This window comes from Shewanella sp. SM73 (genome assembly GCF_025653795.1).
Classification (GTDB): domain Bacteria; phylum Pseudomonadota; class Gammaproteobacteria; order Enterobacterales; family Shewanellaceae; genus Shewanella; species Shewanella oncorhynchi.
In genome coordinates this window covers 56,272-74,186 of the sequence record NZ_JAKKRY010000006.1, presented here as the reverse complement: position 1 = coordinate 74,186, position 17,915 = coordinate 56,272, and the positions used below count along the sequence as shown (strand labels likewise).

Below are 17,915 nucleotides of genomic sequence, written 5' to 3'. Positions count from 1 at the left end.
GCAGAAAGCTGATAAGTTCTTTGCATACAGATAGTTAACCGTGCGCGTTTTCACTGGTCCAACGAGGTAAACGCGCATGCGCACTAATAAAATTTTAGGTGAAGGAGTTCATTTGCAAGTCAATTTGCGTAAAATTAGCCCTCTACCAATCGAGGCTATTAAGTTTCTCGATGAACTAAGTCAAAGAGACTCTGTTGAAAAACTAATTATTTTTGGTTCAAGAGCATGCGGTGACTATGACAAATATTCAGATATTGATTTGGCAGTCGTCGCGCCATCTTTTACTAAAGCTGACTGGGTGATGTTACGAGCGAAGGCTATTCATGACGTAAGAGTTGTTTTTAGAATTTCAATTGTAAACTTCTTGAGTAACCCTGAACGACTGCAGAAAAGAATTTATGATGATGGAGAAGTAATATATGAGCAATCCTAGGAAGTTGCTGGATAGCTTGGGTAATCTGCGTAAAGCTGTAGATAAACTTGAACAGGCATTGCAAATTCCGAGAGATCGTGAGTTGGTAGTTGAAGGAACAATTCAGCGTTTTGAAACTGTCGTAGAGCTGGTTTGGAAAACCCTCAAAAGAGGGTTGAAATACGAAGGAATTCATCCAAATAGCCCTAGAGAAACAATGGTCGAAGGTTTTGCTGCAGGTTGGTTAAGTGGTGAAATTGTATGGCAAGACCTTCTAGATCATAGAAATAAATCATCTCACGAATATCTTGATGATGATTTCATTGATGAATACTACGATGAGATTGGTGAGTTGTTCACCCCAATTAAAGATCTGCTTGAATTTCTTGAGAATAGGTATAGTAGTTTATCAAATTAATCACCTAATCGGGTAGCCGGAGGTATCTAGCCTCCAGCCCCCACACCACCCTGCATGCGGCTCCGCACCGGGCGGTTCATTTAGAACTCCTAACCTGTTTTCTGGTTAGGATAATGAACTGCAATCCATCCATCTCTTAGTGAATACAATCCAGCTTTCGTAAGGTACTCGTTACTCAGTGCTTGCTGTATTCCTGGTGTTTTCGAACTAAGCCAAGGACCTTTACTTGTGATCCCACAAGCAACGGCTGCTTGGATCCTGACACCTCGTTTAAGTAGATTCTGCACCTTAGTCCGTGGTTTTCGCCACTGACGCCAGTAACACATACGCACTCGACGGCGGATCCAATGGTCTAAATCGACACACCCTTGATAAGCGTTGGCTATGCCAAAGTAATTGATCCAACCTTGCATATATTGCCGCAGTTTAAACAGTTGATAACTCATACTGACTCCCCAATTGCGGTTCGTCAGTCGTCTTATCTTTTGTTTGAAGATGTGTAATGTTTTAGCATGCCATTGGATCTTTCCACGGTTAAAGGTAAACCCTAGGAACTTGCTCTGGCCTACCTTAACCACTTGGCTTTTCTGTTCGTTAACAACCAGTTTTAGCTTAGTGGCAAGATAGTGAGTAATACTCTTGAGGACACGTTCGCCCGCTCGTTGAGACTTGACCAAGATGATAAAGTCATCCGCGTAGCGGGCGAAGTGATGCCCTCTGCTTTCCAGCTCTTTATCCAGACTATCCAACATGATGTTTGATAGTAATGGTGAGAGTGGGCCGCCCTGAGGTACGCCTTCGAAGCTTGCTTCAAATTGGTCGTTGATCATCACGCCAGCACGCAGGTATTTACCAATAAGCGCCAGCAGACGCTTATCCTGTACCTTGATCCTTAACTGAGTCATTAAGAGATCATGATTTACTCGATCAAAGAACTTGGACAGATCAACATCGACGGCAAATTTGCGTTTATGTTTGATGATATCCCTGACTTGCAAGACTGCTTGTTTGGCATTCCTATTCGATCTAAAGCCGAAGCTATTAGCCGAGAAGGAAGGGTCAAACAACGGCGTGAGAATTTGAGCAATTGATTGCTGTATCACACGATCAATGACGTTAGGGATACCCAGTTTGCGTTTACCGCCATCGGGTTTGTCGATCTCTACGCGTCTGACTGCTGAGGGTTGATATTCACCTAACTCAAGTTGAGATTTACACTGTTGCCAACCGCCTTGCTGCACCCAAAGCGGGAAGGCTTCGATGGTCATGCCATCGATACCAGCCGCGCCATTATTGGCTTTAACCTGACGCCAAGCTCGGTGTAGATTCTCAGGCTGAAGCAGTTGTTGGAATAAATCGCTGTTGAAGGCTGGTTGCATATCAATACGCTGCTGATAGTAATCGTCTGGCGACGTAGTGGGTATCAACAAGTTTGACAAGACTCCTCTTCTTCTAAATGTTCAGGCCTTCACCATGTACCCACCACGCTAACGCGGGGTATGCTATCCCATCCATTACGATGGGCGTTGGGCTACTATGCCGTCTGCTGACTTCTGCTTAATCACATGCCGAGTTGCCCCGTCATGCGCTATCGGTTTTCATCTGGTTCGCTCTTTTCAGTCGATGACACTGAAAAGCCAAGGCACTTATAAACCAGAGCCTGACTGGTTAATGACCGATCGCGTGTTAAGCAGATCTCCCCAGATAAAAACATGAACTTTCCTTGCACTGCTGCATCATTTACGGTGGCCATTAGATCACGTGGTTTCGTCGTCTTGTGCCAACTCACCTCTAGCCTACGCCTCATATGATGTTCTTGTTCATCAGCTCGCAAATTTGCTAGCGGCTTCCTTCAGACCAATCCTCGCGGATAAGCCCTTGCCATTCGCTAGTAGTTAACGTTTAATAACAGGATGTTATTGAACGGTGACCTTCCTACAGAGGACTTTCACCTCATTAGTTCATGCCCATGCTGGGCGTACACAAGTAAATCCAGGTGACGTCTACGACGCACCTGATTTAGGCGTTAGAATCACAACTTTAAAATCGGGGAACGTCACATTGTTACAGCACTCTGAATACCCACTCAAAATCACCACCTCGGGATATGAGGTCATTGCATCCGGAGTTGTGCACTTGACTGCGCCAGAGGTGAAATTTTCACTAGCCAATCTCGTTATAAAATATCAATTCAAGAATAGCTCAGAAGACTCTCGATTTATCGCGGAAGTGATTGACAATGAACTAGTTATTAGCCTTTATAACTTCAACAACTCGCTAGGCCAGGGAAGAATAGAACCTATTGAAATTGGGACTCTCGGAGGAAAAAGACTCTTCGCCACATGGTTTGTAAACACCCCGACTGGTTCGGGAGACATTCGGCAGTTCTGCTACACATTTATGCTAATGGGAGCTTAAGCATGCAAGGATCTATCAAGCTTCCAGACACCAAAGAAAGTACTATTGAAGGAAAACCCGGCTCACTTACAAGTAAAGAGATTGCCGGAAAAATTGCCGGGCATATTGGCACCGGCAGAAATGCAAAAGACTCATTCATATGGATGACGATAACCTGGAGCTTCATCATTGCATCCGGGCTAAGTGCTCTTCTTTTTGTACGATCTTTTTTTGTGACATCTGAGGGCGACGCACTATTGCAGTCAATAGTTCAAATATGGAGCGTTTTTGTTCCAATTATCACGCTAGCACTTGGCTATGCGTTCGGAAAAGGTGAGTGAAGGTTCTAACTACTGGTTCAAATCGTTCGCTGCGCTCACAGGGATCGGCTAAAGCCGGCCCCTTAACCAAACGTTAGGCCGCACTGAAGGGATCACATATGGAAGCTGCAATATTCGGATTTGTAGGCGCATTGATAGGAGCTGTTCTTGGCTTTATCGGTTCGATTCTTAGCACCTTTGGCAAATCAAAGGATGTTCAGCTAGACGTTCGCACGAAAGTCGTCACAAATGAGCGAGCTCAATGGCGCAAGGACATGCGAGAACTGTCTGCTGAATATGTCGCGCTATCCAATCGTGTGGCCGTTGCGCCGAGGGAAAATGACGAATACGAGCTAGAGCGTACTCGGGTTCTGATTCGACTCAGGCTGAATGTAAACCCAGACCATAAGCTCGATGCAAAGCTGCTTCTGGTGCTCCCTGTTATATCTCAAAATGCCCGCACCAAGAATATAAATGACCTCAAATCGAAGTTAGAAGAATTCGAGACAGATATGCAGGCATTGCTTAAACGGGAGTGGGATAAATCCAAAGGTGAGGCAGAAACCGGCAACATCGCTGCTTCGGATAGCCGTGCGGCCTAACCATTCAATCCAGGGGACTCCGAAAAAGCTGCGCTTTTTCTCTGCCCCTGAGCTCAAACGTTAAACCCATAGAAATTTTAATCCGAAACTCAAAAATTAGTGTTGGGGATCTAACACGCTTTTGTCCAAAAGCGTGCTGGGTATCTCCTTCATACAGACTGGTTACACTAGTGCCCAAAAGGTGAGCAATGGTGATTGGCGAGACGACCGTCCGCCCCATGGACGGACTTGCTGCGAGTCGACGAGCGAATGCCATGGCAAGCCTGTGCGAGTGGATACCCGTAAACGCTAAACTTCTAACAACTGAAATTACTGCTCCCCAAACACTACTTTCCAACACATTTCTGTCCCAAAGTGAGTTGTGTGGTTACGAGTGGAGGTTGTACGATTAAGTCACGCTATATAATCAAATCAGCCAGTTCGTGTATGAGTTAGTGCAAAAAGGGGAATCAGTTAATCTGACTCCCCTTTTTTAGAACGTTTGTTGGACTTACATTAAAACCTACGTTAGGCCCAAACTAGCGTAATGTTAGAACAATAAATGCGCTACACCTGCGATAACAGGCAGTGTCACTAAGGTGCGTAGAATAAACACCACGAAAAGCTCAACGAAGTTGACGGGAATTTTACTGCCGATAAGCAGTGCACCGACTTCACTCATATAGATCAACTGAGTCACAGATAAGGCTGCAATTACAAAGCGGGTCATATCTGATTCAATTGAGCTGGCAAGGATTGACGGAATAAACATATCCGCAAAACCGACTACGATTGTTTTAGAGGCTTCAGTGGCTTCTGGAATATGCAGTAATTCGAGTAATGGAATAAACGGCATACCAAGATAGTTAAAGATGGGCGTGTGCTCGGCAATAATCAGTGCCAGCGTACCAATGGCCATTACCACAGGGATAATACCAAACACCATATCGACAACGTTTTTAATACCTTCATTTAAGACCGCTTTTATGCCACCAGCACTGGCGGCTTTTTCTAAGGCTTTATCAAAGCCCCAAGATAAGGCGCCATGTCCTGCTGGGATCAGCTCATCATCTGGCATGCGTGGTGTGTCATCTATGTAGTTGTCTTTCTTCCACGATAATGGTGGCAACTTAGGCACAATCACAGCGGCGGCAAAACCCGCGAGGCACACAGTCAAATAAAAGGGCACAAACATATGCTCTAACTTAACTTGTGAAATCACCACTAAGCTGAAGGTAATCGATACCGCCGAGAAGGTTGTACCAATAACTGCGGCTTCTCTCTGGGTATAAAAACGGGCTTCGTATTGTTTGCTGGTCAGCAAAATGCCGACACTGCCATCACCTAACCATGAGGCCATACAATCAATAGCGCTACGACCCGGTAGATTGAACACGGGACGCATGACTTTCGTTAAGAGTGTGCCAAAGAGTTCGAGTAGGCCGAAGTTCAGCAGCAGCGGCAGTAACATACCCGCAAAGATAAATACCGAGAATAACACAGGTAATAAGTCGTTTAAGACTAATGCGCCAGTGCTCGAGGAGTTGATGATCTCTGGACCTAAACCTAAGTAAGTCAGTACGATAAACACTGCACCTAAGATCCGAGTCGTCAACCACATAGGGCTGACATTCAATAAACCATTAAGGAAGTGATTTTGCGTAACGAATGTGGGCTTAAACACTTTTGACAGTAAAGAGGCCAGCGCCGTAGTCACAACAATAATAGTCACTATGAGGGTTAGCACACCGCTCAATGCGCCTTGCAGTGCTTTAGATATGATAGCGATAGGAATTGTGATCGCATCGTTGTAGCTGATAGGGGTCATAAATAACAACAGACCAATCAGCGAAGGGACGATAAAGGTGAGTATCGTCTTAATGTTTCGGTTTTTATTTTCAGTAGCCAATGTTGTACACCTTAAAGTACGAGTCGTACATGGTAAATTTGAATAAATAGCCGCACGTAACAAGCTGTCGACGCTAATTAAGGTGCATTTAAATTCAACTCAAAAACGAGAATGGGGAAGATTACTCGCTTAACTTCTCTATGTAAAACGATTCGCTAGTTAGTTTGATATAAGCAGCAAAACAGCATAGTTATTTTACTTCAGTTGTCGATAAATTAAGAGTGGCTATATTGGCTTGCATTACTGTAAAGCATTATTAAACATAGTATTACCATCACTTACCTTAGGTTGGTTAACGACTGGTTAATTACTTGTTTACTGATGTGTGTGAAACTATCTAGATGTTATTTCTGCACAAAAAAACATCAGCAACTTTAGCCCTACCGCCATGTTGGCTGGTTTTCTGTTCGATTTGAAAGTGCAATAGAGATAACTCTGGCTATATAGCGTTGGCGAGAACCTGTTGTTTATATCGCGGTAATGTTAAGGAGCCTTGGGCACTAGGACACATTTTTATGCGATAAGCCTTTAAATCGACTTATCTCTAAAAGTGACCTTCTCCACTATCTTGATGCTTTTGTGATTGACTAAAAAGTCGCAAATAACGATGAAAGTAAAAATATTATTCATAAAGCGGATACCCGCCGCTTTAAATCTTCTCATTTCCATGTAAGTTAGTATTACTCCCATCCAGCTCTAGTATTCATGATCGCAAAAGTACAGAAGGTTACGATTAAAGGCGGCTCAACACTGGCCATTAAGTTTGGTTTTTTGGGGATCTTTGGGCTTTTAATTGGCATTGTTATTACTGTTTTGGGGTTCGATGATTCTGAATTCCATCGCTTCAATTTTTTGAATCACACCCTAAGTGAATTAGGGACTTATGGTCATTCGTCTTTCGCTGTCATTCTCAACGGTGGGTTGTTTTTTGGCAGTTTAAGCCTCGTTTTCTATTGTTTGTCTTCATTGCAGCTGGTGACTTCTTGCTGGGGATACCCTTTCTTTATCAGTTTGGCTCTCACTTTTCTGGCTTTAGCGAGCGTGGGATTATTTCCGGTGAACGTGTATCACTTGCATGTTCTTGGGCTGAAATGGTTTTTCTATCTGGGGAGTTTGAGTGCGATCTTCTATTTAGCCTTGGTCTGTTTCGGCAAGTCTAACTTTGGCCGTTGGACTGGGTTGTTGGCGTTAATAGTCTTATGTAGCATGTTGACGTTTCTGTATGCACCACAGCTCAATTTAGGTTTGACCGAAGGTGATAGACCGTTTTATCAGGAGATGGTATTGCAACTGCCGCGTCCTACTTTGTGGTGGCCAGCCCTACTAGAATGGATTGGACTGGGAAGTTTATTGTGCTGGACAAGTGTGCTGCTTTTTAGCCAGTTAAGCTTCAGCCAAGATCCCAAAATCATTGGCTGAGTTATCTTTAAATTTAGGCTTATCTTCAGCTTTAGGCTATGGATTCACATGCATAGCAAGGCCCGCTTCACCAAACCAATAACCGTTGCACTGGGTTATATCAAGGTTGCTATTCATCGAAAAATCCTGAGTATTTTTAGTCGCTTGAATCGTATCGACCAAAGCATTGGCTTTAGTGATGCAGTCAAGACTACTGGGTGATACTCGAAACACATCGACCCCCATCTGTGTCATTGCCGCTATTTCACTGCGTAAATCTAAACAGCTAGCGGATTGGGTTTGAATTCCATTGAGTCTGAGTAAAGGTTGCTGCTCTTGGGTTTGCGCGAGTAGTCCTTTACTGTATTCACGGCACACAGTTTCGCAATGATCTTTCGTGAGCTGTTTGTGTCTAGCGGTAAAGCAGCGCGCTGAATGGGCGAGTGGTAAATAGCCGTGGCCGAGCACTTCCACCTCAAATGACGGCTGTTCTTGAATCACTTGTTGCAACCAAGCCTTAGATAGCTCCACTGGCATCACAAATCTTTGCATTCCAAACCGCTGCAAAATGTCTAAACTGGCGCGATTGTAGTTATTGATACTCGCGCCGCAGACAAAGGGCAACTTACGCTCTTTAGCAAGATACACTGCCGCCATATCGTTTGCTTCGACGATAAATTCACCGTTATCGACCTGGCGTTTGAGCTCAGTATATTCAGATGGCGCTTCGATTAAGGCCAGCGTCGAAAGCACGACTTCTTTACCCGCCTGCTTGAGCATTTGCGCCAGCTCTAGATAATCGCCCCACTTGAGTTCGCGTCTGCGGCTACAAACCGCCTCACCTAAATACACTAAGGGAATTTGACTGGCGGCGACTTGCTGGTAAAAGTCAGCGACTTGCTGTTTCTGCCAGCAATACAACAGTGGTCCTAGGGAAATCTTCATAAGGTGTCCTTTGTCAATCTTGCTCTCTATTTACCTTTTATTGCCAATCGCGCTCGTAGGCGCCAAGCGTAGTGATCTGACCCTCGGATACTTTCGCTAGAGCTTGTTCCCAATGGGGTTTATTTTGGCTTTGTGAGTACAGCGCTGGATTATTTAGATAGGTGTCTATGGCTTGACGCCATACTCGAGTGACTTGTTCAACATAGGCGGGGCTGCGTTGACGTCCTTCGATTTTCAGCGACACTATGCCCGCCTTGGCTAGCTCTGGAAGTAAGCTTAAGGTATTCAAACTGGTTGGTGATTCGAGTAAATATTGCGGCGAATCTTGATCTGCAGTGATGTAACGGCCTTTGCATACCACGGGATAACCCATTTGTTCGTCGAGGGCCGATTTATCAATTAACACATCGTTGAGCCGGGTTAATCGGTTCTGTCCTTCTTCTTGCCAGCGAACGTGTTTTGCCGGTGAACAAGATCCACCGGTGTTGGGCGATTGGCCCGTTACATAGGATGATAGCTGGCAACGCCCTTCGGCCATAATGCACAGACTACCAAAGGCGAATACTTCCAAATCCACTGGGCTGACTTTAGCAAGATCCCGTACTTGTTTCATGGATAACACCCGTGGCAATACTACTCGGGCGATGTTAAAGGCTTCTTTATAAAAGCTCAGCGCCCCCAGATTAGTTGCACTGGCCTGCACCGATAAATGCAGTGGCAGGTTTGGATAGTGCTTATTGGCATAATCGAGTAAAGAAAGATCGGCGACAATTAATGCATCCATACCCAGTTTTGCCGCTAAATCGATAGCCTGATACCAACGATGCTCTTCACCGGGCTTTGGAAAAGTATTTAAGGTCAAAAAGATTTTTTTGCCGTGCTTTTGCGTCAGCTCAGTGGCTTCTTGCAATTTTGCGGGGGTGAAGTTTAATCCTGCAAACGAGCGCGCGTTGGTGTCGTCTTTTAACCCTAGATACACAGCGTCGGCTCCGGCATGTAATGCCGACTTTAGCGAGGCCAGATTTCCTGCTGGACACAACAGCTCCATAGTGATGCTCCCGATAAAATGATAGCCGCTGAGTGTAGGTAAGATTGAATGGCGATGAATTGATTTAAAACAGGTTTAAGATCATAAAATCCCGATAAACTGGGATATATCATGTTTTATTCTTGTAGGGTTCCCGCTATGTCCGCTGTTTTTTTCGCAAAATTTGCTCAGCAACTTTTAGAGTTCACCCCAAAAGCCATCGGCTTTCCCCTTGCTAAGATGCCGTTTAGCCTCAAAGCAAAAGCCATCAGCCAATTGCTTGAACTCTTACTTGCCGAGCAAGCTGCTGGCGATGAGCTTGGATTTTTGACGGATAAATGGGTCGCGATTCGAGTGGAAGATATAAACTTAGCCTTCGAAGTCAGTTTTAATGGCAAGTGGCAAGTCAGAGAGCTCACCAATGCGCAGGTGACCTTCAGTGCCAACTCTGCTGAGCTAGTGTTAGTGGCGGCGGCGAAGGAAGATCCCGACACGCTATTCTTCCAGCGTAAGCTGAGTATTCAAGGTGATACTGAATTAGGACTCGAAGTGAAAAACCTGCTGTTAAGTATCGAATTTGCCAGTATGCCAGCCCCAATTCGTCTTAGTGTTGAAAAGCTTGCCGCTGTGATTGAGCGTCTGCAAATTGAAGCGAAACCGACAATTATTCTCGCCAAATCCCCAAGCTTTTAACGTTATGTAGTGAGACTACACACTGCTAATTCCATAAAGAAGCCCGCTAAGTTGTTATCTTAGTGGGCTTATTTTTATTTAAACTTTATTGTATGGTTTGGTCAATGAGTTAGTAGCTTGCACTCAGTTGTAGTCCCGAGTAGCTCGAATAAGCGCGTAACATCACATGGTAAGTTCCCGCTTGAGTCACGGTAATCGAACAGCTTTCATTGTTCCCGTTTTTATAGGGACGGCAATCATAGCTGGTGGTCGTTGGGGTAGTGCCTGCTTTAACATACAGGTCTACATCTCCAGTTCCGCCACTGGTGGCAATGTTGAGTTGGCTATTGGCTGGAACCACTATCTTATACAGTTTCTCTGTTGCCGTTGCCCCGCTTAAATTCGTGACAGGTACGCCATTGGTTAAGCAGTTTGCATCGGTGCAGCTTCCGCCACCATTCAGGTTATAGCTGGCTGTCAGTTGGGCATTGGCGTAATTATTATAGCCTTGCACCATCACATACCACCGACCCGCCGTAGGTGTGGTGAAATTACAGCTCTCGTTGTTGCCATTTTGATAGGGGCGGCATTGGTAGCTTGTTGTCGTCGGTTTTTGCCCTTGGCTGACATAAATATCCGCATCACCAGAACCACCCGCTAGATTGATCCCTAAACTTGCCGCATTGACTGGGACATCGATGTAGTAATACGTCGCAGAACCTGTGGCACCACTGATTGCGACACCCACATTATTTTGCAGTGGTGTTTCATCGACGGGACAATTATTGCCACAGCCACCATCATCGCCTGCGAGTGAAAAGAGTAATTTATTGGGTGAACCTGTTTTCGCGTCTGTAACTTTATTTGACGTGGCGCGCGTCGTAAGTAAGTTTGTCACCTGTGCGGGAGAGAGATTTGGATTTTCATCTAAGTATAATGCGGCAACGCCTGCCACATGTGGGGCTGCCATTGAGGTACCACTTATGGTATTAGTCGCTGAATTCGAGTTATACCAAGCGGACGTAATGCTCGAACCTGGCGCATAGATATCAAGGCAAGTCCCGAAGTTAGAAAAACTCGAGCGGGAATCGTTACTGGTGGTTGAACCAACCGTGATGGCATTTACCGCCCGTGCGGGTGAGTAATTACAGGCGCTGCTGTTGTCGTTACCCGCCGCCACTACGAAAGTGACCCCTGCGGCAACTGCGGCATTGACTGCATCATCAGTTGCTTGGGAGGCGCCGCCTCCTAAACTCATGTTTGCGACGGCGGGGCCGGAAGCATTGTTTTTCACCCAGTTTATCCCTGCAATCACGCCAGAGTTACTACCTGAACCTGAACAGTTGAGTACTCTGACGCCCACAAGATTGACGTTTTTAGCCACACCGTAGGTAGCACCGCCAACAGTTCCTGCCACATGGGTACCATGGCCGTTACAGTCAGTTGCATCGTAATCATTATCCACAAAATCATAGCCACTGTTGGCGCGACCACCAAACTCATTGTGAGTATTAAGCACGCCAGTATCGATCACAAAGGCGGTTACACCAGAGCCGTCGAAATCCGTGTGATAGTTACTATCCAATGGCAAGTTTCGTTGATCGATTCTGTCTATGCCCCAGGTCGGACTCGGTTGATTGGCATTGGCTTCAACCATAGGCGTTACTGACATGATTTGATCTTGTTCTATGTATTTCACATTTGGATCTTTACGCAGTGCTTTAATCTGTTGGGCGCTGGCCTTGATGAGTACACCATTGAGCACACTGCCAAAGTTTTTCATCACAGTGACATCATATTGGTTGACTAAACTCTCGGCTTGTTTCGTCGCGAATTCAGCTATGGTGTTGTTATTACTTAGATTAAGAACGCTTGGGGTATTGAATACAACAATGTAAGTATCTTTGATGGCTTTAGATTGTGGGACACTTACCATACTCGCTTGGTATTCATTAGCGTTAACAGGGAAGTAAGCAAGTCCAGTTGTGACCGCGACTGCAATTAAATGTTTCTTATGCATGTTGAACTCCATTTTCTTTTTATGTCTCCACGGACTTCGAGACATAATTCAATGTAGAAGGTATTTTCAACCTGCCCAGTTCGATGCTTAAGGTATATCTAATTCACGGGGTTGAAATGTAACACTTGATTTACAATTTGACCGTGGGTGACTTTTTACTTAGCTAAAGAGTGAGGTGTACAAATAAGCGTCAAAATAATAACTATTAGTCTATTAAAACAACCTAGTCTGTAAAAGTGGTGATTTATCAAGCGACATTTTGTCCGAATCATAAACTGTGAAGCAGCGATAAATTCCGTCTGCTACTTTTTTGACATTCACCGCTGAAAAGAAGTCAGTCTAAAGTAGTGTTTTGACTAATGCTGAGATAAAGGCTTGGATTTAAGCGATTTAAAGGTTTCTCATACCGTTAAATGCATCTTTATTGTGATTTTTTATGCGGATTGTTTTGCGCAGGTTATGGCAGGTATTAGAGCAGATTTGACCAAGAGGCATTATAGCCACTCGGTCAGGTGACGTGATTAAGCTTTTTGCGTTAACACGGCAAATTTCACTAACAATTCGTCGTTAGATTCGACACGGTTTGGATCTGGGTCGATGCAATCAATGGGGCAGACAGACACGCAAGTCGGTTTGTCGTAGTGACCCACACATTCGGTGCAACGGTCTGGATCGATTTCATAGATCTCTTCGCCCATAGTGATGGCCTGATTAGGACATTCAGGTTCACACATGTCGCAATTGATGCAGCTATCGTCGATCAGTAGTGCCATGATCTTAACCTAGTTCATGTGGGTTGCGAGTATCTTGACCTTGGGGCAAGTTACGCAGCAAAATACCGTGGCTCAAATCGACTTCTTTCGGCACGGGTAGATACACAGTGTGCCCAGAACCTAAGCCTGCTTCAACTGCTTCAGCTTTGCGATTTTCGAGTTGTTCAATCGTCAAACTGATATTGCCTTGCGGTGTCATCAGTTCAACACTGTCGCCAACGGAGAACTTGTTTTTTACTTCAATTTCGGCCAATCCTGCAAGATTACGTTTGCCCGTCAGTTCACCTACAAATTGTTGGGTGTCACTAACTGAGTAGCCATAGTCATAATTTTGGTATTCATCATGCACATGGCGACGTAAAAAGCCTTCGGTATAACCACGGTGGGCTAGGCCTTCTAATTGATTCATTAGGCTGCGGTCGAAATCTTTACCCGATGAAGCATCTTCAATCGCGCGGCGATACAGTTGTGCGGTACGGGCAACGTAATAGAAGGACTTAGTGCGACCTTCAATTTTGAGCGAGTCTATGCCCATTTTAGTCAGGCGCTCAACGTGCTGAATGGCCCGTAAGTCTTTAGAGTTCATGATATAAGTGCCGTGCTCATCTTCGAAGGCGGGCATGTATTCGCCGGGGCGATTGGCTTCCTGTAGTAGGTAAATTTGATCTGTGGGGGCGCCTGCGCCTAAGGTCGTTGGCGTTTCAATTTGCACCGCATTTGGCATGGCAATGATGTCACCGCTGTCATTTTGCTGCGCTTCGTGTACATCGTATTTCCAGCGACAAGCATTAGTGCAGGTGCCTTGGTTAGGATCGCGTTTGTTGATATAACCCGAGAGTAAACAACGGCCTGAATACGCCATACACAGGGCGCCGTGCACAAACACTTCAAGCTCGATATCGGGGCAGCGCTGACGAATTTCTTCGATTTCATCTAAAGACAATTCGCGTGACAGGATCACGCGTTTGATGCCTTGGGTTTGCCAAAACTTTACCGAGGCCCAGTTGATGGCATTCGCTTGCACGGATAAATGCACCACTTGATCAGGAAACGCTTCACGCACCATCATGATTAAACCGGGATCGGACATGATCAGTGCGTCAGGCTTCATCGCCACTACGGGTTCCATGTCCTTGATATAGGTTTTTAGCTTGGCATTGTGGGGCGCGATATTGCTCACCACATACAGCTTTTTACCGAGTGCATGGGCTTCTTCAATCCCAGTGGCTAGGTTTTCCATTTTAAAGTCATTGTTACGTACCCTTAGACTATATCTTGGCTGACCGGCATACACTGCATCTGCGCCATAGGCAAAGGCGTAGCGCATGTTCTTTAAGGTTCCAGCTGGAGACAGTAGCTCAGGTTTAAACATAATCACTCTCAAATGGGTTAATAAATGACGCGGTGCGCGGGGGCGGCATTTTACACAATGAAAGTAGGGGTATGCAAATTGCCTTCACTAACTTTAGTAGTACTTCACATTTTGCGAATATAGGGCGTTTAGCGTGAGCGAGCAGCGAGGAATATTTCAGCTCTGGTGATGATTACTGTAGAAGATTAAAGCCGATAATTAAGGCAAAATTGATAACGCAATCATACAATTTATTAACGTCCGTTGCTTTTTTCTACGTATCTAATGACAGCCAACTGATATACTCCAACTATCCAATGTTCATGTTTACAGATTGATGGGAGCTAAGATGTCTACCGAACATCTACTGTTAGTCAGTTTATTAAAAAAACTAAAAGATGATGCCTTAGTGCTACCGACCTTGCCTGAAGTGGCGATGCGGGTGCAAGAAGTGGTCGGACGCTCAGATGCTAGCCTTAAACAAGTGGCAGAAGTGATCGGCCAAGATGCGGCGATTTCTGCGCGTATTATTAAGGTGGCCAATAGTGCCTTATACAGCCGAGGCGTCCCCGCTGAAAGCATTAATAGTGCGGTTTCACGCATTGGGTTAATTCAGATTAAAAGCATTGCCACTTCGGTGGCGATGGAGCAATTGTTCATTTCCACCAATGAAATGGTGTGGGAAGTCATGGACGAAGTGTGGCGTACCTCAATCGATGTAACCGCTGCGTCTTGTGCCATGCTGCAGATGTACAATAAGCGTCATTCAACCAGTCGGTTAAATTTTGATACCTTAACCTTAGCTGGACTCGTGCATAACATTGGCGCCTTACCTGTATTAACAGAAGCGGAGGCGCATCCCCATTTATTCACTAGCATTGATCAATTACGCGCGCTCGTACGTAAAATGCAAGGGCCTTTGGGTCGTGCTGTTTTGAAAAGTTGGGATTTCTCTACCGAAGTGATGGAAGTGGTTGAGCGTTGGGCTGATTTACCTTATCTACCCGATCATGTCACCTATCTTGACTTTATCCGTGCAGCGGCCTTTTATACCGGTGAATTGCGAGCGGGCACTGAACTAGAGCAACGTCTCGGTGTGTTTGTCGCCCGTGGATTACCTGTGACGACCGATGATTTAGCCAGTGATGAGTTTATGGAAAAATTCCATTCAATTAGAGAAAGTTACCAATAATCGTTAGGCCTAAATGGAATTCAAATGGCGCTGATATCTTTTATCGTGTCATTTGAGAAAAAGCTTACGTGGTATGGCAGAGGCCAAGGTATGTTCGTAATCGGGTTAGTTGTCGCTTCTCTCGCTTTATTGATATTTTCATTGTATATCCTGCAGGCAAAATACAGATCTTTACGGTCGCAGCAAAAATTCTTAGCACAGCTTTGTACCCAGCTAGAGCAGCAAAAGGTTGAACGCCAAGCTTTAGACATTGGCATTGTCCCCCAAGCGTTTGCTCCTCTCTACCATACTTTAAATGAATTATTAAAGGCGTTACCGGCAAGTGTGGGCAAGGATAAGCTAACAGGACTTGTTAATCGTGTCGGCTTGAAACGTACTCTTACCGGCATGATGCCGCTGACTCAAGGGACATTAGTGCTAATTGATATTTATCGATTTCGCTATGTGAATGATCTCTTTGGTTTTGTGTTTGGCGATATCCTGCTGAAGCAATTTGCCGAACGCCTAAGCAGCTTAAGTTTATCCCCGAGATTAATCGCACGGCTCAATGGTGATGAATTTTGTTTGTATTACGAGCAAGCGTTGACTGAGGAGCAATTAGTCCACTTAAGAGGGCGGTTGCAAGTGCCTTTTAGCATTAAGAACACACCCGTCAGCGTTAAGCTTCAAATCGGCTGTCTGCATTTACAAGAACACCACGCCGACACGAGTCAGATGCTACGTCGAGTCGATTTGGCGCTGAAGAAAGCCCGCCATTCTCGTAGCGCGATTGCTTACTATGCCCAAAATGATGATATTCGTCAGTTAAGAGAACTGAAAATTATCGATAGTTTGCCTAAAGGTTTGCAACGTAATCAAGTATATATGGTGTATCAAGCTAAACAGGATATTGTAACGGGTCGATGTTTTCAGGTTGAAGCCTTGATGCGTTGGGAGCATGACGAACTCGGGATTATTTCTCCTGGAGAATTTATTCCCTTAGCCGAATATGCTGGCATGATTGATTTAGTCAGCCAATGGGCACTCGATCAGGTTTTAGCACAGCAGGCAAAATGGCGCGCGGCGGGGATACAATTGTGTGTTGCAGTTAACCTGTCGACACGGGATCTTGACAGTGAAACCTTACCCCAAGAAATTGCTGCAAGATTAGCCTATTACCAGCTCCCACCCGAATCCTTGATGATCGAAATTACTGAAAGTACTTTAATGGCGGATTTAACTAAGGCGGTCGAAACCTTAGATAAAATTCGTGCGTTAGGGGTGAGGCTTGCAATTGATGATTTTGGTACCGGTCATTCTTCACTGGCTTACTTGAAGCATCTACCCGTCAATGAAGTCAAAATCGATAAAGCCTTTTTAAAGGATCTTGAGCAGGATAAACCGTCGGAATACATCCTCGAAGCCGGTATTAATATTGCCAAAAAACTCGGCTATGAGGTAACTGTTGAAGGAATTGAAACGCTTGAGATTAGAAATATGTTGGTGGCTATGGGGGTTGATACTATACAAGGCATGTATTACGCGAAGCCCATGAGTGCCGCCGAACTCGAAATGAACTGGGCCCAACTACATAATACAATCTAAACCTTGTGCTCATTAAAGTAAGCGCTCGTTAAATCAAATGCTCGTTAAATCAAATGCTCGTTAAATCAAGAGTACTAAGGCTTACAGCCGCGCCTTAATACTGTCCAGTTATCGTTATTTGAGTTGTACTTCTTTGAGTGATTTTTGTTGCCTTTGCTGATGTCGAAATAAGCTCAGGAAATCGCGCGCGTACTTGTATGTAAGAGTATTAGCTTTATTCGCTTGATGTGAAACCAAGACTTAATATGGCGATTAAATCTGCTGGCATAGGCGCTAGTTGGCGGGCTTGATTCATACACACCATTTCAATGGTTGCCGTGACCGCAGGCTTTTTACCCTGTGGACGCCAAATCTCCTGCTGCCACACAGTGCGGTACTTACTCTCAAAGTAAAACTTAGTGCGAACATCGATAATATCGGCAAATTCCACCCCCTCATGGCACAACATATCGCTACGATACACAGCAAAACCCAGTTGGTTTTGTTGCCATAATGCACTTAAACGCTCAGCACCAATCACATGCTCACGGGCTCGCTCGAAGTATTTCAAAAAGTTGGGGTGATACACCACGCCAGAAAAATCAGTATCTTCATAGTAGATTTGCACTGGGAAAGAAAAGGTCGGGCTAAATTGCGGCATGGGGTACGGCTATTCTAGATAGTTTTATTGCGCAATAGTTTAGCGGCTTATCTCTTAAAACAAAACCTCTAATGCGGAGAGACAAAAGCGCTGTTAAAGGAAATGTGCAGACTACTTTAGGTCGGCAACGGCGATGCTTAATCTGGACATGATTGACAATGTGACTACTGAAATCGTCATTAGATTCGATTATGGGACGCTTTTCTGCTTATAGATAAAATGCTTGTTACCCAAAAAATATCACGCTAATCAGGCAGTAAAATCACACTATCGTGC

17 protein-coding genes are annotated in these 17,915 nt (G+C 44.9%); 9 read left to right on the top strand and 8 right to left on the bottom strand.

Annotated elements, in window-relative coordinates; genetic code table 11:
- The first annotated feature begins 76 nt into the window (after positions 1–76).
- The gene (locus L5M51_RS10620; protein ID WP_263172640.1) at positions 77–433 is read left to right on the top strand and encodes a nucleotidyltransferase domain-containing protein; all 357 of its coding nucleotides are present in this window, start codon (positions 77–79) and stop codon (positions 431–433) included.
- Positions 420–830 carry a nucleotidyltransferase substrate binding protein gene (locus L5M51_RS10615; RefSeq protein ID WP_263172638.1) on the top strand — a complete coding sequence of 137 codons (411 nt, stop codon included), beginning with the start codon at positions 420–422 and terminating at the stop codon, positions 828–830. Before L5M51_RS10620 ends, L5M51_RS10615 begins: the two co-directional genes overlap by 14 nt.
- An 89-nt stretch (positions 831–919) precedes the next feature.
- Here the strand turns inward: L5M51_RS10615 and ltrA are convergent, their stop codons facing one another.
- The gene (gene ltrA / locus L5M51_RS10610) at positions 920–2,269 is read right to left on the bottom strand and encodes a group II intron reverse transcriptase/maturase (protein ID WP_263172636.1); all 1,350 of its coding nucleotides are present in this window, start codon (positions 2,267–2,269) and stop codon (positions 920–922) included.
- Between the two features lie 487 nt (positions 2,270–2,756).
- Between ltrA and L5M51_RS22835 the strand changes: the two genes are divergently transcribed.
- The 3 genes from L5M51_RS22835 (at position 2,757) to L5M51_RS10600 (ending at position 4,149) form a co-directional block, all read left to right on the top strand.
- Complete coding sequence (locus L5M51_RS22835; RefSeq protein WP_411569247.1) at positions 2,757–3,248, top strand: DUF6864 domain-containing function; 492 nt, start codon at positions 2,757–2,759, stop codon at positions 3,246–3,248.
- A 2-nt stretch (positions 3,249–3,250) separates the two neighbouring features.
- Positions 3,251–3,568 (top strand): hypothetical protein, encoded by a 318-nt coding sequence (locus tag L5M51_RS10605; RefSeq protein ID WP_263172635.1) that lies wholly within the window; start codon positions 3,251–3,253, stop codon positions 3,566–3,568.
- Between the two features lie 98 nt (positions 3,569–3,666).
- Positions 3,667–4,149, top strand: coding sequence for a hypothetical protein (locus L5M51_RS10600; protein ID WP_263172633.1), 483 nt, complete (start codon positions 3,667–3,669; stop codon positions 4,147–4,149).
- Positions 4,150–4,678: 529 nt separating this feature from the next.
- Here L5M51_RS10600 and L5M51_RS10595 read toward each other — a convergent pair.
- On the bottom strand, positions 4,679–6,037 hold the full coding sequence (locus tag L5M51_RS10595) for a YjiH family protein (RefSeq protein WP_173243401.1): 1,359 nt from the start codon (positions 6,035–6,037) through the stop codon (positions 4,679–4,681).
- Positions 6,038–6,742: 705 nt separating this feature from the next.
- On the opposite strand from L5M51_RS10595, the gene L5M51_RS10590 reads away from it, so the two are divergent.
- Positions 6,743–7,456: a hypothetical protein gene (locus L5M51_RS10590; protein ID WP_263172631.1), complete on the top strand. Its 714-nt coding sequence runs from the start codon at positions 6,743–6,745 to the stop codon at positions 7,454–7,456.
- A gap of 36 nt (positions 7,457–7,492) precedes the next feature.
- On the opposite strand, the gene L5M51_RS10585 is transcribed toward L5M51_RS10590, so the two are convergent.
- Complete coding sequence (locus L5M51_RS10585) at positions 7,493–8,380, bottom strand: U32 family peptidase (RefSeq protein ID WP_263172630.1); 888 nt, start codon at positions 8,378–8,380, stop codon at positions 7,493–7,495.
- Positions 8,381–8,417: 37 nt separating this feature from the next.
- A complete protein-coding gene (locus L5M51_RS10580) occupies positions 8,418–9,428 on the bottom strand; it encodes a peptidase U32 family protein (RefSeq protein ID WP_263172629.1) in 1,011 nt (336 codons plus the stop codon).
- Between the two features lie 138 nt (positions 9,429–9,566).
- Here L5M51_RS10580 and L5M51_RS10575 point away from each other — a divergent pair, with 138 nt between their 5' ends.
- On the top strand, positions 9,567–10,100 hold the full coding sequence (locus L5M51_RS10575; protein WP_105251724.1) for an SCP2 domain-containing protein: 534 nt from the start codon (positions 9,567–9,569) through the stop codon (positions 10,098–10,100).
- A gap of 109 nt (positions 10,101–10,209) precedes the next feature.
- Here L5M51_RS10575 and L5M51_RS10570 read toward each other — a convergent pair whose 3' ends face one another.
- From L5M51_RS10570 to yegQ, 3 genes are all read right to left on the bottom strand, one after another.
- Positions 10,210–12,099, bottom strand: coding sequence for a S8 family peptidase (locus L5M51_RS10570; RefSeq protein WP_263172626.1), 1,890 nt, complete (start codon positions 12,097–12,099; stop codon positions 10,210–10,212).
- Positions 12,100–12,620: 521 nt separating this feature from the next.
- On the bottom strand, positions 12,621–12,872 hold the full coding sequence (locus tag L5M51_RS10565) for a YfhL family 4Fe-4S dicluster ferredoxin (protein ID WP_006082676.1): 252 nt from the start codon (positions 12,870–12,872) through the stop codon (positions 12,621–12,623).
- 4 nt (positions 12,873–12,876) lie between these two features.
- On the bottom strand, positions 12,877–14,244 hold the full coding sequence (yegQ, locus tag L5M51_RS10560; RefSeq protein WP_105251727.1) for a tRNA 5-hydroxyuridine modification protein YegQ: 1,368 nt from the start codon (positions 14,242–14,244) through the stop codon (positions 12,877–12,879).
- Positions 14,245–14,572: 328 nt separating this feature from the next.
- On the opposite strand from yegQ, the gene L5M51_RS10555 reads away from it, so the two are divergent.
- Both L5M51_RS10555 and L5M51_RS10550 read left to right on the top strand, forming a co-directional pair.
- Positions 14,573–15,415 (top strand): HDOD domain-containing protein, encoded by an 843-nt coding sequence (locus tag L5M51_RS10555; RefSeq protein ID WP_028761421.1) that lies wholly within the window; start codon positions 14,573–14,575, stop codon positions 15,413–15,415.
- A gap of 90 nt (positions 15,416–15,505) precedes the next feature.
- Positions 15,506–16,999: a putative bifunctional diguanylate cyclase/phosphodiesterase gene (locus tag L5M51_RS10550; RefSeq protein WP_263172776.1), complete on the top strand. Its 1,494-nt coding sequence runs from the start codon at positions 15,506–15,508 to the stop codon at positions 16,997–16,999.
- Positions 17,000–17,213: 214 nt separating this feature from the next.
- Here the strand turns inward: L5M51_RS10550 and L5M51_RS10545 are convergent, their stop codons facing one another.
- Complete coding sequence (locus L5M51_RS10545) at positions 17,214–17,639, bottom strand: thioesterase family protein (protein ID WP_263172624.1); 426 nt, start codon at positions 17,637–17,639, stop codon at positions 17,214–17,216.
- Positions 17,640–17,915 lie beyond the last annotated feature (276 nt).

Coding starts and splice junctions, on each gene's coding strand:
- L5M51_RS10580 (WP_263172629.1), bottom strand. CDS start 9,428: ATGGAGCTGTTGTGTCCAGCAGGAAATCTGGCCTCGCTAAAGTCGGCA.
- L5M51_RS10575 (WP_105251724.1), top strand. CDS start 9,567: ATGTCCGCTGTTTTTTTCGCAAAATTTGCTCAGCAACTTTTAGAGTTC.
- L5M51_RS10600 (WP_263172633.1), top strand. CDS start 3,667: ATGGAAGCTGCAATATTCGGATTTGTAGGCGCATTGATAGGAGCTGTT.
- L5M51_RS10550 (WP_263172776.1), top strand. CDS start 15,506: ATGTTCGTAATCGGGTTAGTTGTCGCTTCTCTCGCTTTATTGATATTT.
- L5M51_RS10585 (WP_263172630.1), bottom strand. CDS start 8,380: ATGAAGATTTCCCTAGGACCACTGTTGTATTGCTGGCAGAAACAGCAA.
- L5M51_RS10615 (WP_263172638.1), top strand. CDS start 420: ATGAGCAATCCTAGGAAGTTGCTGGATAGCTTGGGTAATCTGCGTAAA.
- L5M51_RS10590 (WP_263172631.1), top strand. CDS start 6,743: ATGATCGCAAAAGTACAGAAGGTTACGATTAAAGGCGGCTCAACACTG.
- L5M51_RS10605 (WP_263172635.1), top strand. CDS start 3,251: ATGCAAGGATCTATCAAGCTTCCAGACACCAAAGAAAGTACTATTGAA.
- L5M51_RS10620 (WP_263172640.1), top strand. CDS start 77: ATGCGCACTAATAAAATTTTAGGTGAAGGAGTTCATTTGCAAGTCAAT.
- L5M51_RS10555 (WP_028761421.1), top strand. CDS start 14,573: ATGTCTACCGAACATCTACTGTTAGTCAGTTTATTAAAAAAACTAAAA.
- L5M51_RS10545 (WP_263172624.1), bottom strand. CDS start 17,639: ATGCCGCAATTTAGCCCGACCTTTTCTTTCCCAGTGCAAATCTACTAT.
- yegQ (WP_105251727.1), bottom strand. CDS start 14,244: ATGTTTAAACCTGAGCTACTGTCTCCAGCTGGAACCTTAAAGAACATG.
- L5M51_RS10570 (WP_263172626.1), bottom strand. CDS start 12,099: ATGCATAAGAAACATTTAATTGCAGTCGCGGTCACAACTGGACTTGCT.
- L5M51_RS10565 (WP_006082676.1), bottom strand. CDS start 12,872: ATGGCACTACTGATCGACGATAGCTGCATCAATTGCGACATGTGTGAA.